The sequence below is a fragment of the Peribacillus sp. 05N428 genome (assembly GCF_056397085.1).
Genome location: NZ_JBFTMS010000066.1, coordinates 1 through 15813, shown reverse-complemented (window position 1 = coordinate 15813; position 15813 = coordinate 1). Strand labels below are relative to the sequence as shown.

Genomic DNA, 15813 nt, shown 5'->3' with positions numbered 1-15813 from the left:
TTCAAATATTTTCTGAAGATCCATATAGCTGTGCTTTCCTTCAAGGTAAAGTCGTACAATGAATATTTTCTGTTCGGCAGAAAAATTAGCCATAAAAAACACCCCGTAAATGTTAGTTTGGTGTCTAACATTTACGGGGCAGTTCAACTCGATTTCCTCCGAATTTGCCTGCAGTCTGAACCCTTTGGCAAAAGGGTCCTTTCTTCAATCATAAACCATATTTATTCATTTTTTCATACAGTGTTGTTCGGCTCACTCCGAGTCTCTTTGCCGTTTCTGATTTATTGCCAGAAGTCATTTCCAAACAGGAAACGATTGCAGCCCGTTCGGTTTCATCCATTACTTCAGCCAAGGTGCGGATCGAGACGGCTTCTTTATGACCCGTTATTTCTTTAGGGAGATGCTTGGAACGTATCATTTCCCCTTCTTCAACTATATTCATTGCGCGTTCAATGATATTCTCCAACTCACGAATATTCCCCGGCCATTTATAAAGGCGAAGCAGACGCAATGCTTGATCGCTCATCCCTCTTACGCGTTTCTTCATGAGATTCTGGTACTTTTCAACAAGATGACTTACCAGTATTTCAATGTCCTCCGGTCGCTCCCTTAAGGAAGGGACATGGATTTGCAGGACCTTCAATCGGTAATACATATCAAGCCGGAACTCCCCTTTCGAGACCATTTCCTCCAGATTACGGTTCGTTGCAGCGATTACCCGTACATCAATCGGGATACTTCCCGTCGAACCGACCCTCTCAATCTCTTTCTCTTGTAAAACACGGAGCAGCTTCACCTGCATATGTAGTGGCAGCTCACCGATTTCATCCAGAAAAATCGTACCGCCTTCAGCCGCTTCGAACTTACCTGCTTTTCCGCCTTTTTTTGCACCAGTGAAGGATCCCTCTTCATATCCAAATAGCTCTGACTCCAGCAGCTCCGCCGGGATGGCGGCACAGTTCACTTTCACAAACACACCCATCGCCCTTCTGCTGTCATTATGAATGGAATGGGCAAACAGCTCCTTACCTGTTCCGCTTTCACCCAAAATCAATACATTCGAGTCGCTTTTAGCGGCAATTTTGGCCTGACCTTTCACTTCCATGAAAGCGGGACTTCTTCCCATCAAATGATCAAACGTATATGAGGCCTTATTTCTCTCGCGAAAATCGCCTTTGTACTTTTTCAGCTCAACTTCAAGTGAATTTATCCGCTTGGAAAGAGCGGTGAATTGCCCGACATTCTTAAAAAGAATCTTCCCGACCGCCCCTATCAACTTGCCTTGTTTCCTTATCGGGGAGCGGGTCGCAATTATATAATTATCTTTAATTTTTTGTAATTCAGCGACCTCTTGCTTGCCAGTTTTGGCGACCACATGCATACGGGTGTTTTCAATGACCTCCGTTACATGTTTCCCTATGGAGCTTTCCTGATCGACCCCAAGAAAATCCGCATAAGCATGGCTCAGCATTTGGACATACCCTTCCGTATCGACCATCACCAAGCCGTCATAGGCAAACTCGATAATATCCTTAAACAGAAGTTCTTCATGATTATCGATATTAAGAAAATCACTTTTATTATTTGTAAATAATAGGAGGTAAATCTGATACTCCTCATTACCCATTTGAATGATGGCTTTTCTGACAATCCCATTATTCTCATTCAATCGGATCGGAGTATTTACAGCTGGTACAAGGTTTTTTTCTAAAATCAAATGTATTTGCCGATCAAATTGATTCTCGTCAAAAGCCTCGGATAATACGCGATTGCATAGAACGATTTCTTTTTCGTTTTTCGTTACCAAAACACCAAAAGGCAATTCTTCCAATATCGCTTTCACTAATTCCAATTGAATAGTTTCATTATCGCTGGCCATTCCTCTTCTCCTTAACCCGTCTGAAGTTTCCTCCATTATATCATAGGAAAATGAGGCCAAGTCATTACCGTTCCACAATAAGCGCAGTTCCCTGTCCGCCGCCGATACATAAGGTGGCAAGGCCGGTTTTTGCATCCCGGCGCTTCATTTCATACAATAAAGTCACTAAGATGCGGGCACCGGAAGCGCCTACCGGATGACCCAGGGCAATCGCCCCGCCATTCACATTCACTTTCTCCGGCTTCAATTCAAGGTCCTTAAGCACGGCGAGTGACTGTGCCGCAAAGGCTTCATTCACTTCCATCAATTCAATATCATCTATTGTCAATCCCGCTTTTGCCAAAGCTTTCCTTGTCGCAGGAACTGGACCGTATCCCATGATTTTCGGATCAAGCGCGGCGTTTGCATATGACTTGATTGTCGCTAATGCTTCCAGGCCCAGCTCGTCCGCTTTTTCTTTAGACATCAGGACTAACATCGCACCCCCATCATTGATTCCGGAGGCATTACCTGCCGTAACCGTTCCATTTTCCTTAAATGCAGGACGCAGCTTCGTTAGCTGGTCTATCGTCAGCCCATGACGCGGGTGTTCATCTTGTTCCACCAAGATCGTCTTTCCTCTGCGTTTATATTCAACAGATGCGATTTCCTCTGCAAATCGTCCTTCAAGCTGCGCCTTTTCAGCCTTCATTTGGCTATCTAAAGCAAATTCATCCTGCTTTTCACGGCTGATTCCCCACTGCTCGGCGATATTCTCCGCAGTCACGCCCATATGATATTGATTAAAAACATCCGTTAAAGCGTCATAAGTCATTGAATCGACCGCTTCAGCATTGCCCATTTTCTGTCCAAAACGATAATTTGGAAGTAAATACGGGGCATTGCTCATGCTTTCAATCCCCCCGGCAAGAATCACATCAGCATCACCGAGGGCAATGAATTGTGCTCCCATTATGACCGTACGGAGGCCAGATCCGCAAAGTTTATTAATGGCCATGGCCGGCGTTGTTTCCGGAATCCCTGCATGAATCGCAACCTGACGTGCCACATTTTGCCCTAATCCAGCAGATAGAATATTCCCAACCAATACCTCATCGATCATGTCAGCCGAAATATTTGCCCGCTTAATCGCTTCCTTAGCTGCCACAACTCCCAAGTCAACCGCCGAAACATTGGCAAGACTGCCTCCAAACGCACCAACCGGTGTTCTTGCTGCCCCTACAATCACCACTTCTCTCATAATACTTCCTCCTTCTCCATTTTTAATTTTCCCAGTTTAATAAAATTACGGTCCCTCTCATTGATTTTCTGAGAAACGGTAGATTCTTCATACGTAAAAATGCCTTCTCCCGACTTCGTCCCAAGCTTTCCCTCAGCCACCAAATCACGAATCAAATCAGGCGCTTCCTTACTCTGGTCCAATACCGGTGAAACATTATCGAAAACACGCTGCCATGTATCAAGTCCGCCAAAATCGGCAATCTCGATCGGCCCGGTAAATGCCCAGCGGAAACCTGGTCCAGCCGTTATCGCCGTATCGATATCCTCCGCATCGGCAACGCCCTCTTTTAATAGATAAAAGGCTTCCCGCATCAAGGCAGTCTGGAGACGATTGGCAATGAATCCTGCTATTTCTTTTTTCAAGAGAATCGGAGACTTGCCGATTTTACGCATTAAATCCATGGTTGTCTTGACGATTTCCGGCTTCGTTTCGTCATGCTGAACAATTTCAACCAATGGAACCAAATGGCCAGGATTAAAGAAATGCGTGATGACCATTCGCTCCGCAAACGAGGCCTTCTCCATCAATTGGGAAATCGGAAAGGTCGATGTATTTGAAGCAATAATTGCATCCGGTTTGATTATTTCCTCCAGTTGCTGATATAGATTTAATTTCAGCTCGATGACTTCCGGAATCGCCTCAATGATAAAATCAGCATCCCTTACTGCCCCTTCCAAGTCCACGCTGTATGTAATATTCGCTAGAGCACCTTGCTTTTCCCGATCAGTCAAAGCCCCTTCCTCGATGAGTAATGATAGATTCTCAGAAATCCGATTTTGGGCATGGTATAGCAGCTCTTCCTTTATATCGTTAATGGTGACGAAATACCCGCTAACTGCAAAAGACTGAGCAATCCCACTACCCATTACACCTGAACCGATAATGGCTATTTTTTTAATCATCCAGCTTCCCCTTTCCGTTTCAATTACCTTTATTTACTCACCTTTTTATATATGCAATATCCATGCCAACGATATGGGGAAATAAAATTCTTTTTTTATCTTGAAAATCATGATAGACTCTTACTCATTAACCTAAACCATATTTTTATAACCTTCCCTTTATATTTCCAAGAGTTTACTCTATGGAATACTTCCCTATTTACGACATAAAATGACAGACTTGGACCATTACATTTTTTATTGGAGGAATGTAATATGGTTAAAGATAAAGTGGCGATAATTACCGGATCTGCTAGAGGAATCGGCTTTGAGATCGGAAAGATATTTGCTGAAAATGGAGCAAAGGTCGTTTTGTCCGACCTTGATCAAGACACAGTTGAAAAAGCTGCTCTGGACCTAAGGAACAACGGCTTGGAGGTTATCGGCTTAAAAGCTGACGTAACAAGTGAAGAGGATATTATCCAACTAATCAAACAAGCTAAAGACAAATATGGACGAATCGATATTTTCATCAATAACGCCGGCCTTCAGCATGTTGCACCAATTGAAGAGTTTCCAACTGAAAAATTCGAACTGATGATCAAAATCATGCTGACCGCGCCATTCATTTCCATTAAGAACGTTTTGCCAATCATGAAAGAACAAGGCTTCGGCAGAATCATCAACATCTCTTCCATTAACGGCCTGATTGGATTCGCCAACAAAGCAGCATACAATAGTGCCAAACACGGTGTAATCGGCTTGACGAAAGTCGCCGCCCTGGAAAGCGCCACTTTTGGCATAACCGTCAATGCCCTTTGCCCAGGATACGTAGATACGCCTCTCGTCCGCGGTCAATTGGAGGACCTGGCAAAAACAAGACAGGTACCGTTAGAAAGCGTTTTGGAAGAGGTCATCTATCCACTTGTCCCACAAAACCGCTTACTCGATGTAAGTGAAATTGCCGACTACGCCATTTTCCTCGCAAGCGACAAAGCACGGGGCATCACAGGCCAGGCAGTTGTATTAGATGGCGGATATACCGCTCAATAAAATGCATGTTAAAAACCCCGAATAAATGGCACCAAAAAAGGTGCTCTGTATTCGGGGTTTTCTGTATGGGGAATATGGGAAAATTTGGTGGCAGAAAGATATCCCCCATGTTAAAGTAATAGAGGGAAACCTCCCATTTCACAACTATTAAAAGGAGGCCGCGTCATGATTATTAAGTGGGTTAGACTGCGATAATGAAAAGCGCAGGCCAATCATCATGCTCCGGAAAGTATATATTGATCTGCGCCATGGTAACGGCTATTGGATAATATTTAATACGGAGGTAAAAAACATGAGTGAACAGATACTGAAAATTAATAAAGTCGATATATGTACTGAAAGTTTTGGAAACCCTAAGGACCCTGCCGTGCTTTTGATCATGGGAGCGATGTCTTCATTAGATTGGTGGGATGATGATTTCTGTCTCCGCCTTGCCGATTCGGGGAGATTTGTGATTCGCTACGACCATCGGGATCTGGGACGGTCTACCGTTTATGAACCCGGTACCTCCAACTATACAATAACGGATTTGGCTGACGATGCCGCGGGTGTCCTGGACGCTTATTCCATAGAACGTGCTTCTATCGTTGGGATGTCCCTAGGCGGTATGATCGGACAGATTCTTGCTTTAAGATATCCGGAACGCGTAAATACGCTTACGCTAATTGCATCAAGCGTGTTCGGGACTGTAATGGAAAAACTGCCTCCAATGGATCAGAGCATATTGGATCATCATGCAAAAAGTGCTTCCATTGATTGGTCAAATCGGGAGACGGTCATCGCTTATCTTGCGGATGGATGGAAAACTTTAGCCGGTACCAAACCTTATGAGCAGGAAAGAATGTATAAACTGGCAAAAAGAGAGGCAGACCGTGCCAAGCAGATACCGAGCAGATTCAATCATGCCATGCTTGCTGGAGGAGACGAATATTTCGATCGAATGGGTGAGATTTCCGTACCTGTCCTCATCATTCACGGCACAGAAGATCCAGCCTTGCCATACGAGCACGGACTTGCTCTTGCGAAAGCCATCCCTCAAGCTGAATTAGTGACACTTGATGGATCAGGGCATGAAATTCATAGTGAAGACTGGGATAATATTATCGGTTCAGTCATAAAGCTTACTTCATAATAAAGGAATAAGCCAATAAATCAGCATAAAGGAAGCCGACCAATAAAGGTCGGCTTTTCTTTGTTCATTTGTTAGCAGAAACCGCCATATCCTTGAACGGGATAACAGCAATCGTTACCTCTATCGCCGCCGAAACAAGCAGCTCCAACGATGATTAAGAGGATAAACAATACGACTATAAAAGCGAAACCGCCACCAAATCCACCAACATCGTTACCGCAACCGCAATTTGAATCATGACCACAATTTGACAATAGAAACATCTCCTTATTTGTTTTAGGAGGAAAAAATTAAATGGGTTAATTCAACTTATGTTCTAAATAGGATAATGACACAAAAATCACCAGAAACTTTTTTCAACCACCCGCACGACCTAAAATTAACAGTTTATCAGCGCCTATTTTTACTGTTTGGAGATTTCATACAGCTCCGCCTGACACCTTATTTACTCATTGAAATTAATGATTGTTTGCGACATCCAATTCCCACTAATTCAAGCTTATTGTACAATGAAGGTAAAAAGGTCCGAGGTATTCATGATAAAAGGAAATTCTTATATTCTTGTTTTTTCCATGGCTGTTCTGTTTACAATCATACTTGTTTCAACTACTCCAATAATAATTAAAACGTTACTCGCTTTTATAACGATTGCTTTCATATTTCCTGTCATTAGGAAATCTCTGTTTAAAGACAAATTCAGAAAAATTAAAGTGGCCTTCTACTCATCAGTGACCTTTACAATTGGTTTATTTCTAGTCTCGTTTTTTGAAGAAACATCCTTTAAATTGGATGGAGATTTCCTGATCATTATGGTTGTGCTTTTTTATAGTTTGATTGGAAATTTCTTTTATGGTTTACCAGTATCACTAATTTCTGAATTCATCTCAATGAAGTTTTCCAATATACGTTTCTGGTTATCTGGATTCATACATATTGGTTTCGGATTGGCTACATACTTTATTGACCCGGGAGGTTTCTTTATCTTTGCGGTTATATGCTCCATAATCTTTTTTGCACTAGATGAAATCACTAAGTTATATTCGACTTCTTATGGACCTAACCAGGAAACAAAAAAATGAAAAGGATAAAAGGAAATTACTCTCTTTTATCCTTTTCAAGCAGCTCAATTACTCTATCAAGTTTTTGTTCTATGCTATTGGATTTGTTTGACCTTGCAAGAAGAGAACGAACAAAAAAGTAAACGGCAAAAATCATACCAAGCAACAAAATAAACATAATAAGTTGATATACTAAATCACCGATATTGAAATCCAAAGAACCCACTCCTTTCCTTTTTCGGATTAACTATAACTTATATCTACTGGTCAGGACATAGAGTCGACAAAAACTATTACTATAGTTTTTTAGATATCACTTTTATTTCTTTATATATTTGTGTAAGTACTATTAGGATATGTATAGGGATACCGACTGCAAGTCCAACCAATGGCGAATAAGGCCCAGCGAAAGAAAGCGATACAAGTGTAATAGTTATATATATTGATATAATTAACGCCGTCATATGGATTTCTCCTTTTTTGGATAATTATAGCATAAGTGCACAGTCCGATAATACCTCGGCTGTCTCGCTCCCCTGGCACTTTAGTCTTCAAAAGAAATAACAATATATAAAAGTAATAATTCCCCCTCTATAAACCTCATAAATTTAAAAACGAAATTTCAGAGGCCTTAAAAAGAGCCTAGGACTTCTTTGTTCACTTTTTGTAAAATCGAGCAAAGAAGTCCTTTTTGGGTTTATCTGTATTTTCGCTGGCATCACTTTTCAATGTTTAGCTTCTTGCTTCCCTTTATATTCGTCCATTTCTTTACCGCGTTCGATATAACCGCTAATGCTAAATTATAAACCTATGAATATTTGCAGTTTGTCCGGAAAAATAAGTAACCTGTCCAAGCAATTGCCTTATTTTATTAATACTATATTTTGTAACTACTCGAAAATAACTTTGGCAGTGGTTAGTACGGTTCGATACTACACTCCATTTCATTTTCGAAAAAAAATAGTTACAAGAAAGGATTGAGATTTCATGGGAAATTTCGGTAAAAGTAATCCAATGCACAGCAACTGGGGTTCTGCATGTTCCGACAGCGACTGGGGTTTTGGGAGTGATTCAAGATTCGGTGATGATTCAAGATTTGATTCTCATTCAAAATTTGATCGTCATTCAAAATTTAAAAAACCATGTAAGGTTTGTAAGTCTCACGACGATTCTGTTTGCGATTGCAATTTTAAAGCTCCGGCTCGCCAACTTGCTGCACCATTAAACAGCGACTGTGTCCTAGTCAATTCCGTTGTAGGCTCAAAAGCGGTACAAAAGGTTGCAGAAGCAACATTTCCTTTTACTGCGTTTACTCCAGCAATTCCAGCTGGTTCCACTATTGTTTCCGTATCTGTAGTACCGAACCTAGCTGGTGTTACACGTAACACGACAATCATAAGGGACAAAGTCGTTAACATCGGGCTTATTCCTGTAACGATTACGGTAACATTTTTGGCACCAGGAGCAACCACTCGTGCAACAGCCGTACTATCAACGAGTTTACCATTCCAAGAGCATACAGATTTTCCAGGTGCTTGCCCTGAGGATACAGTAATAGAACCCCCATTAACAATAGAAGGGATCTTTGCTCAACCAGGCGTTCCAGTCATCGGCACAACGGGACTTGTTACTACCAATGCCATTTTAGTCAAGATTGTACTACGTACTACAATTACAGTGACTCGACCAGTTATTGTAGATAAACACGGTGGTATTTGCGACGTAAATGAACGTCGTTGTGAAACTACAACTACTCCAACAACTAATACTCTTCCTGCTCCGTAAATAACGGTGTTGAGTAGTTTTTAATCTTGACTAGCAAAGCCCTCTCTAAATCGAGAAGGCTTTGCCTTTATTTATATTTTAAAAGATAGAAAGGAGTGAATTTCTATGTATTATCACGAGGATTGTTGTAAGAAGAAACACTACGATAATGAGCACCACGATCATTGTTGGAAGAAAAAATGCTGTGATAATGAGCATCACGATCATTGTCGGAAGCAGGAAAAATGCTGCGACAATGAGCATCACGATTATTGTTGGAAGCAGGAGAAATGCTGCGACAATGAGCATCACGATCATTGTTGGAAGCAGGAAAAATGCTGCATTAATGAGCATCACGATTACTGCAAGAAGAAAAAACACTGCGATAATGAACATCACGATTGCTGCAAGAAGAAAAAACACTGCGATAATGAACATCACGATTGCTGTAAGAAGAAAAAACGCTGCGATAATGAACATCACGATTGCTGTAAGAAGAAAAAACACTGCGATAATGAACATCATGATTGTTGCAAGAAGAAAAAACGCTGCGATAATGAGCATTGCGATTGTAAGAAGAAAAAACGCTGCGATAATGAGCATTGCGATTGTAAGAAGAAAAAACGCTGCGATAATGAGCATTACGATTGTAAGAAGAAAAAACGCTGCGATAATGAGCATTATGATTGTAAGAAGAAAAAACGCTGCGATAATGAGCATTATGATTGTAAGAAGAAAAAACGCTGCGATAATGAGCATTACGATTGTAAGAAGAAAAAACGCTGCGATAATGAGCATTACGATTGTAAGAAGAAAAAACGCTGCGATAATGAGCATTACGATCATTGTTGTAAGCAGAATAAATGCCATGTTGACTTTGGATGTCATATGTCATGGAATAGGTAGTTTGTTAAATGAAAAGTACTTTGATACCCTAATTATCAAAGTACTTTTTTTTGTTCCCAAAAGATGAGCGTACTCATTCTGTTCCCCCTGACCTCTCTAATTCAACGATTCTTCTTTTATCACTTTTTCTGAAACAATACATACCCAACGTCAGTCTAATCCTGACCTTTCGTCTTCAAGAGAGAGTGATATTCAAAAAAAGTAATAATTTTACACATTTACACTGGAACATTTGTTCTGCTTGTGTTATTCTTATAAAAACAAAAGAAAAGATCTGATCGCTGCAAACGATTTGATCCGTAATTATAATTAACGGTCGGTTGTATCCGCGGGCCTAACACGGTTGTACCGCTGAGCCGAGCCATTCGCTAATCTTTAGGGTGCCGGTTATAAAGACAGCTCCGAACTTCAGCTAAGCACCCATTAGTTCTATATGAACTGATAGTTTTTTAACAAGTACAGCTATTAATCAATCATTACTCCCCATCCATCTGTTTGCCCACCATAAGGTATACTTAGTCCATCAAGTCGTTTTTGTATATCAATAATTTCTTCGTAATTTAAAAACATTTTCATTAAACAATAACAAGTCCACTCTTCTGTTTCATCATCTTGTTCTAATTCACAAATAAGCCCGTCATCTTTGAATGATTTTAATACAGCTTCACCACTCTGTTTGTCTGGAACCGCAATAAAAAATTCTACATCTTGTGGCTCATTAAAATCAACACCTTGTTTATATAGCATTTTTAACACTTGCCCATCTTCATCGTTAGGGAATTTTTTAGGGAATAATTTCATTATCTATATCTCCTTCCTTCTTAATCAGTGAATTAGTTCTTCTTGGTACTAGGGGACATAAAAAGGCTGCCGCAGCAACCCATGATATTTAGAGTAAGGCATTAAACAAGGTTATTGCATATTCTCGGCAATCTTTTTCAGTGCCTTTGCACGAGAAACGATAAATGCTCTCATATACTTTTCTAAAAACAACTTATCAGCTAATACTCCAATTGGACCGAACGGTGACTTATATTGAAATGTATCCATCATTATAGTTCCGCCTGGTTCTTCTATAAACTGATGTGTGTGTACGAAGGAATGGAAGGCACCCTTCACCATAATATCTACAAACTTATTTGGTTTTTCCATTAGTGTCACTATGGCTTTCAGCCTTTGTTTAATACCAAAGTGAATGGCTTCCCAAGTAACAGTATCTCCCTCCTCTAATAGCCCTTCTGTCACACCATCAACAGCCATTTCCTTTGTGTTCGCTGTCGTTTTGGTATGGATATCTACACTCCTCGCTAGGTCAAAACATAATTCAACTGGGGATTTAATAAATTGTTGATACTCTATAACAGGCATTTTTCAATCTCCTTATATAAGCACTTTCTATCCATCATTATAGCTCGTTAAAGCAAATTATACCTAGCTCTCATTCCCTTGCTCCATAAGAAAAAGCTGCCATAAGACAGCTTTTCCGATAAATTCTTCGCCTGCTAAACTTACTTTTTCATAACCGGGATCCATATTTCACTTCTAAATGTTGGTGAGGTTATGTCTTTATTTTCGTTCCAAAGGATTTCCGGCCCTTCTCTTTGTTCATAGTTAGAGGATGGAAACCATTCGGAATAAATGCGTCCCCAAACATTTTGCAGTGTTTCAGGAAAGGGGCCGACTGCTTCAAATACCGCCCATGTAGATGCATCAACTTTCAGCTGAGTTAAGTTATCTGGACATTCCCTCGTTGTTGCTGCGCCGATATAATGATCAAGCTCCCCTTTTTCCTCCAACCGGCCTTCGGAAAAGTTCGCGGATGCACTAAGCAGCCCTAATGGCTCGACATTCGATAGGTTTTTAAGTTCATTTATCGTTTTCTCGTCTAAACTTTTCCACATAGATGCAATCTCTGGATTGACCCCGTTAAAAATGATTGGAACCCTTTTTTTAATTCCAATTATGTGAAATGCCTCTTTTTCTTCAATTCGATAGTTCATTTCACTGCCTCCTTTAATGGATAATTGGAAGGACATCGGTGGATAGGCTTTAAGTGAATGGCCATTACTTCTCGCTTCTGATGGCGTGATGCCATGCAAATGCTGAAATGCCCTTGCAAACGAGTCTGGTGAACTGTACCCGTACTTTATCGCAATATCAATGACCTTCATGTTGCTATTTTTAAGCTCAAACGCTGCAAGTGTAAGTCGTCTTCGGCGGATATACTCGGATAGTGAAATACCGGCAAGGAAGGAAAACATCCTTTTAAAATGATATTCCGAGCAATAAGCGAGCCTTGCAACTTCTTTAAAGTCAATTTCGTTCGTAAGATTTTCTTCAATGAATTTAATGGCACCATTCATATTTTTGAGCGAATCCATTCAATGACCTCCCTTATATCAACAGAATAGCAGGTGTTGAAATGAAACATCCGACTTTCTGTGCACGATTATGCAGGGTCTAATCCCTTTGTGTCAAAAGTACTTATTGTTGAAATGGGGTTTTACCGACTTTTTGCATAAATAGCTCTGGTTTATCAATCTGATTAAAACCGTATTTTTCATATAATGAATGTGCATCATTCGTTGCTAACATAAACCTGCGAACCTCTTTTAGTTCGGAATGGTCGGTGATAACGTCCATTAACCATTTTGATAATCCTAATTTACGATAGTCAGGTAATATAAACACATCGCAAAGATACGCATGGGTTGCTAAATCGGTTATTACCCTTGCAAACCCAACTTGATCACAACCTTCATTTCCTATTTCCCCCTTATAAACCCCAAAACATAAGGTCGTATTTTCAATTGACTTTATTACTGTTTCCTTTGGTATTCCCTTTGACCAGTAAGCTTCTTGATTCAAAAAATCATGTATTACATCTACATCTAAATACTTTTTATTTGTAGAAATCGAAAATCCTTTCCTATTCATTTTACATCCCCCTATACTTTCTTAATTTTCTGTAATTATATCAACTGATTTTATCTTGAACTATCCTGCGTTATCGAAATAATTAAAAACTGCCATACATATAACTCACGCACCAGTATGTTAAGTAAGGTATAAGGGATTCTTGGAAGAATTTTAATTACAACTAGTATATCTAAGTAATTCGGAACAAATATTAAACATGTTGCAAATTCAAAGGAGGTGGCTATTATGAACGCACAACGAGCAGAAGAAATTGCTTCTTCACCAAATATGGTTACTGTAACCTACAATGAGGAAAGTATCTACATTGAGCACGTGGATGAACAAAATGGAACAGCTACAATCCATCCCCTTGATGATCCAAATAAAAAACAAAGTGTTTCAGTAACCAGCCTGCAAGAACAGTAATTTCCTCGATTCGTTAATAAACCTCCACTTTCGGGTGGTGGTTTATTGTTCGATTAAGTGCAAGCACCACCTCTTGTATAGCATGTATCCATCCAGAAGCGTAACAAAAAAAAGCCAACATCAATTGTTGACTTGTATCCCTATACAGTTGACAGCCTGTTGCTTTCAAAAACGATTTTTGATGGGCTAAGTAAATTTTTAATAATATTACTTATATTTTTCATTTTCTATTATAATCACTTTTTCCCCATTAGCTGCTTTTCCTATTTGTTTCGTGTTTTCAACCAAGCGAAAAATATTATCACAGCATTGTTTGGTGCCTATAATTAATAATGGCACACCTATGAAATCAATTTTTAATGCTCTTGATAAATAGCCCCCTATAGACATGGCAATAGGGACAGTAGGGGATGTATTGGAGAATACTATTTTTTCGTTAAAGTGAAATTTCTCTTCCAGTAGTACAGTCAATTCTTTTAATGCTGGAACAACGAGTTTCTCTCTTTTATGTCCCATTGTATAAACGGAATTGCCATCTTCATCGACCCCGCGAAAAATCAGCTTTCCAAATTCCTTTTTCGTTAATTTATTAAAATATTTTACATTTAATATTTCTTCCGAAGTTAGTTTTCTTTCCGATTGAGGTAATTGTTTTAAATGATAGGCGGCAGCCAAAGACGTTGTATGTGTACCCCCATAATCATTATAGATATATATCATGAAATCATCCCTAATAGTTTTTTAATACTATTATGGTCATATACTCCATTTCCAATTCAGTTGGCTATTGTAGGCAGGGAATTATACCGAATTCATGATCTTGTTTCCTGTCCTGGATGTTCAAGACCTAATAATAAAAGAGTACCCCTAGCAGTCGTGGATGATAAGGGAACTCTTTTATTGTTTTTATTATTTATAAGCTGGGTATGTATAGTAACAGGTTCTAAAAGCCTCCCAATCCTAGAGATGGGACAGAAAATTTTATTAGGTTATCATTGATTGTTTCTTGTTTAATCGGGGCAGGCAATACTGTATTCCTAACATCGGCTACCGTGTTAAGGTCAAAGGATTTTATTGCTTCCCCTTCTTGGTTCATAATTGAGAGAATTCCATCATTACTCGTTTTAAGATTAGGTTGATCACTGATTAAATGAGTATAGTATAAGTCTTCATTCAGCGTGTAGGAATTAGAGTAGTCCGCTGAATAGAGTTTGCTTTTTTTATCAATTTTGCCTGATTTAAAGTTTTCAAAGCCATAGTTGAATAAAAGCTTGGTATCAGAGTAGGCAACTTTGTCTGAAGGAGCTTTTAGAGTGACAGCAATCAATTCCTGTTCTCCTCTAGTGGCAGTAGAAATCAGGGTGTAGCCGGATTGACTTACGAAACCGGTTTTCCCGCCGGTTATTCCCTTATAGGGGAGTTCGCCTTTTAACATTTTATGATGGGTAATTAGAGTTGTGTCCCATGTTTCCACTTCCCATGGTAACTCCTTCTTCCCAAAATACTCACGGAACGTTTCATTTTTCATTGCATATTGGGTAATTTTCGCAAGGTCACTGGCTGTAGTTAAATGGTCTTTGTCAAACAATCCATGGGGGTTCGTAAAATGAGTATCGGTGATGTTTACTTCTTTTCTTAAAAACTCATTCAAATCTTCCATGAACAATTCTTCACTGCCAGACATATGCTCGGCAATTGCGATGGCTGCATCATTTCCGGAGTTGATCAGCATGCCTGCAATTAATTCGGAAAGCTCTATTTCTTCCCCAGGTTCAATAAATACCGAAGACCCGTCTGCTTTCGCCGCTTTCTTGCTAACAGTCACTAGTTCGTTCTTATCCCCGTGTTCTATAGCATATATCGCCGTGGCCACTTTCGTTAGACTGGCTGGATACATACGTTTATCCATGTTTTTTCCGTATAATACTTTTCCACTTTTCGCGTCAATAATGATCCCGGCTTCACTATTGAGAGGTAAGTCAGATTCTGCACTTACCTTCGTAGAGGCGAAAGGGATTAAAGCCAAAATGAAGATGATGAAAAACTTTTTCATATGCCGCTCCTTTGATGATAGTTAAATCTTATATAGTCATAATAAAATAAATCTGAATGTTTAAAGTTGTTTTATTGAAAGTGAAATACAAAAGTAATTACCCCTTAATAATTTTGGAAACATTTCGGGTAATCACCTTCATTTTCTTTCCTAAAATAACTTTAAAAGGGTTGTAACCCTTTTAGTGGAGACTCCATTTAATCCTCATTAAATGAAATTTTTTGTAGATCACTAAATATCTGGCAATTAATTTTCAAGAAAAAAACCCTTCAAACGGAAGGGATCTGGCTGTAGATAAACTCAAAAAAAAGCGAGTTGATCTGACCCAATAAAGTTAGACATATAATTTAAGCAGCTTCTAAGACCTGAGTTCGGTATTCTATCGGACTCAGGTCTTTTAATTTTACCTTCATTCGTTTGTGGTTATAGTAATGAATATAATCATCTAATTCCTTTTCAA

Annotated in this window: 18 protein-coding genes; 6 read left to right on the top strand and 12 right to left on the bottom strand. The window is 39.5% G+C overall.

What is annotated here, in order from left to right; all coding sequences use genetic code 11:
- Positions 1–208 precede the first annotated feature (208 nt).
- The 3 genes from AC1DIV_RS28320 to AC1DIV_RS28310 form a co-directional block, all read right to left on the bottom strand.
- Complete coding sequence (locus AC1DIV_RS28320) at positions 209–1879, bottom strand: sigma-54 interaction domain-containing protein (protein ID WP_340877385.1); 1671 nt, start codon at positions 1877–1879, stop codon at positions 209–211.
- 64 nt (positions 1880–1943) lie between these two features.
- Positions 1944–3119, bottom strand: coding sequence for an acetyl-CoA C-acetyltransferase (locus tag AC1DIV_RS28315; RefSeq protein WP_340877386.1), 1176 nt, complete (start codon positions 3117–3119; stop codon positions 1944–1946).
- Positions 3116–4063 carry a 3-hydroxyacyl-CoA dehydrogenase family protein gene (locus AC1DIV_RS28310; protein WP_340877387.1) on the bottom strand — a complete coding sequence of 316 codons (948 nt, stop codon included), beginning with the start codon at positions 4061–4063 and terminating at the stop codon, positions 3116–3118. The genes AC1DIV_RS28315 and AC1DIV_RS28310 overlap by 4 nt, the downstream gene beginning before the upstream one ends.
- A gap of 255 nt (positions 4064–4318) precedes the next feature.
- Here AC1DIV_RS28310 and AC1DIV_RS28305 point away from each other — a divergent pair, with 255 nt between their 5' ends.
- Positions 4319–5095, top strand: a complete 777-nt coding sequence (locus AC1DIV_RS28305) for a 3-hydroxybutyrate dehydrogenase (RefSeq protein ID WP_340877389.1) — start codon at positions 4319–4321, stop codon at positions 5093–5095.
- Positions 5096–5387: 292 nt separating this feature from the next.
- Positions 5388–6227, top strand: coding sequence for a CBF family alpha/beta fold macrolide esterase (gene mleCBF, locus AC1DIV_RS28300; RefSeq protein ID WP_340877390.1), 840 nt, complete (start codon positions 5388–5390; stop codon positions 6225–6227).
- 71 nt (positions 6228–6298) lie between these two features.
- Here mleCBF and AC1DIV_RS28295 read toward each other — a convergent pair whose 3' ends face one another.
- The gene (locus AC1DIV_RS28295; protein ID WP_264639326.1) at positions 6299–6481 is read right to left on the bottom strand and encodes a YjcZ family sporulation protein; all 183 of its coding nucleotides are present in this window, start codon (positions 6479–6481) and stop codon (positions 6299–6301) included.
- A 282-nt stretch (positions 6482–6763) separates the two neighbouring features.
- Between AC1DIV_RS28295 and AC1DIV_RS28290 the strand changes: the two genes are divergently transcribed.
- Positions 6764–7306 (top strand): hypothetical protein, encoded by a 543-nt coding sequence (locus tag AC1DIV_RS28290; RefSeq protein ID WP_477577869.1) that lies wholly within the window; start codon positions 6764–6766, stop codon positions 7304–7306.
- Between the two features lie 16 nt (positions 7307–7322).
- On the opposite strand, the gene AC1DIV_RS28285 is transcribed toward AC1DIV_RS28290, so the two are convergent.
- Positions 7323–7511: a DUF4083 domain-containing protein gene (locus tag AC1DIV_RS28285; protein WP_477577868.1), complete on the bottom strand. Its 189-nt coding sequence runs from the start codon at positions 7509–7511 to the stop codon at positions 7323–7325.
- Between the two features lie 761 nt (positions 7512–8272).
- Between AC1DIV_RS28285 and AC1DIV_RS28280 the strand changes: the two genes are divergently transcribed.
- Positions 8273–9070: a hypothetical protein gene (locus tag AC1DIV_RS28280; RefSeq protein WP_340877395.1), complete on the top strand. Its 798-nt coding sequence runs from the start codon at positions 8273–8275 to the stop codon at positions 9068–9070.
- A 148-nt stretch (positions 9071–9218) separates the two neighbouring features.
- The gene (locus AC1DIV_RS28275) at positions 9219–10022 is read left to right on the top strand and encodes a hypothetical protein (protein WP_340877397.1); all 804 of its coding nucleotides are present in this window, start codon (positions 9219–9221) and stop codon (positions 10020–10022) included.
- A gap of 398 nt (positions 10023–10420) precedes the next feature.
- Here AC1DIV_RS28275 and AC1DIV_RS28270 read toward each other — a convergent pair whose 3' ends face one another.
- The 4 genes from AC1DIV_RS28270 to AC1DIV_RS28255 form a co-directional block, all read right to left on the bottom strand.
- The gene (locus AC1DIV_RS28270; RefSeq protein ID WP_340877399.1) at positions 10421–10756 is read right to left on the bottom strand and encodes a ribonuclease E inhibitor RraB; all 336 of its coding nucleotides are present in this window, start codon (positions 10754–10756) and stop codon (positions 10421–10423) included.
- Between the two features lie 111 nt (positions 10757–10867).
- Complete coding sequence (locus AC1DIV_RS28265; protein ID WP_477577867.1) at positions 10868–11323, bottom strand: SRPBCC family protein; 456 nt, start codon at positions 11321–11323, stop codon at positions 10868–10870.
- A 140-nt stretch (positions 11324–11463) separates the two neighbouring features.
- Positions 11464–12336, bottom strand: a complete 873-nt coding sequence (locus tag AC1DIV_RS28260; RefSeq protein WP_323598164.1) for an AraC family transcriptional regulator — start codon at positions 12334–12336, stop codon at positions 11464–11466.
- A 103-nt stretch (positions 12337–12439) separates the two neighbouring features.
- Positions 12440–12892 (bottom strand): GNAT family N-acetyltransferase, encoded by a 453-nt coding sequence (locus AC1DIV_RS28255; RefSeq protein ID WP_477577866.1) that lies wholly within the window; start codon positions 12890–12892, stop codon positions 12440–12442.
- 228 nt (positions 12893–13120) lie between these two features.
- Here AC1DIV_RS28255 and AC1DIV_RS28250 point away from each other — a divergent pair, with 228 nt between their 5' ends.
- Complete coding sequence (locus AC1DIV_RS28250; RefSeq protein WP_054399815.1) at positions 13121–13300, top strand: small acid-soluble spore protein H; 180 nt, start codon at positions 13121–13123, stop codon at positions 13298–13300.
- 207 nt (positions 13301–13507) lie between these two features.
- Here AC1DIV_RS28250 and AC1DIV_RS28245 read toward each other — a convergent pair whose 3' ends face one another.
- From AC1DIV_RS28245 to AC1DIV_RS28235, 3 genes are all read right to left on the bottom strand, one after another.
- On the bottom strand, positions 13508–14020 hold the full coding sequence (locus AC1DIV_RS28245) for a DUF3189 family protein (protein WP_477577865.1): 513 nt from the start codon (positions 14018–14020) through the stop codon (positions 13508–13510).
- A 223-nt stretch (positions 14021–14243) separates the two neighbouring features.
- Positions 14244–15353, bottom strand: coding sequence for a D-alanyl-D-alanine carboxypeptidase family protein (locus AC1DIV_RS28240; protein ID WP_063594610.1), 1110 nt, complete (start codon positions 15351–15353; stop codon positions 14244–14246).
- A gap of 347 nt (positions 15354–15700) precedes the next feature.
- The coding region (locus tag AC1DIV_RS28235; protein WP_477576509.1) for an IS3 family transposase at positions 15701–15813 on the bottom strand (113 nt) is incomplete at its 5' end.

Coding starts and splice junctions, on each gene's coding strand:
- AC1DIV_RS28290 (WP_477577869.1), top strand. CDS start 6,764: ATGATAAAAGGAAATTCTTATATTCTTGTTTTTTCCATGGCTGTTCTG.
- AC1DIV_RS28315 (WP_340877386.1), bottom strand. CDS start 3,119: ATGAGAGAAGTGGTGATTGTAGGGGCAGCAAGAACACCGGTTGGTGCG.
- AC1DIV_RS28270 (WP_340877399.1), bottom strand. CDS start 10,756: ATGAAATTATTCCCTAAAAAATTCCCTAACGATGAAGATGGGCAAGTG.
- AC1DIV_RS28280 (WP_340877395.1), top strand. CDS start 8,273: ATGGGAAATTTCGGTAAAAGTAATCCAATGCACAGCAACTGGGGTTCT.
- AC1DIV_RS28260 (WP_323598164.1), bottom strand. CDS start 12,336: ATGGATTCGCTCAAAAATATGAATGGTGCCATTAAATTCATTGAAGAA.
- AC1DIV_RS28255 (WP_477577866.1), bottom strand. CDS start 12,892: ATGAATAGGAAAGGATTTTCGATTTCTACAAATAAAAAGTATTTAGAT.
- AC1DIV_RS28320 (WP_340877385.1), bottom strand. CDS start 1,879: ATGGCCAGCGATAATGAAACTATTCAATTGGAATTAGTGAAAGCGATA.
- AC1DIV_RS28305 (WP_340877389.1), top strand. CDS start 4,319: ATGGTTAAAGATAAAGTGGCGATAATTACCGGATCTGCTAGAGGAATC.
- mleCBF (WP_340877390.1), top strand. CDS start 5,388: ATGAGTGAACAGATACTGAAAATTAATAAAGTCGATATATGTACTGAA.
- AC1DIV_RS28265 (WP_477577867.1), bottom strand. CDS start 11,323: ATGCCTGTTATAGAGTATCAACAATTTATTAAATCCCCAGTTGAATTA.
- AC1DIV_RS28310 (WP_340877387.1), bottom strand. CDS start 4,063: ATGATTAAAAAAATAGCCATTATCGGTTCAGGTGTAATGGGTAGTGGG.
- AC1DIV_RS28240 (WP_063594610.1), bottom strand. CDS start 15,353: ATGAAAAAGTTTTTCATCATCTTCATTTTGGCTTTAATCCCTTTCGCC.
- AC1DIV_RS28245 (WP_477577865.1), bottom strand. CDS start 14,020: ATGATATATATCTATAATGATTATGGGGGTACACATACAACGTCTTTG.
- AC1DIV_RS28275 (WP_340877397.1), top strand. CDS start 9,219: ATGAGCACCACGATCATTGTTGGAAGAAAAAATGCTGTGATAATGAGC.
- AC1DIV_RS28250 (WP_054399815.1), top strand. CDS start 13,121: ATGAACGCACAACGAGCAGAAGAAATTGCTTCTTCACCAAATATGGTT.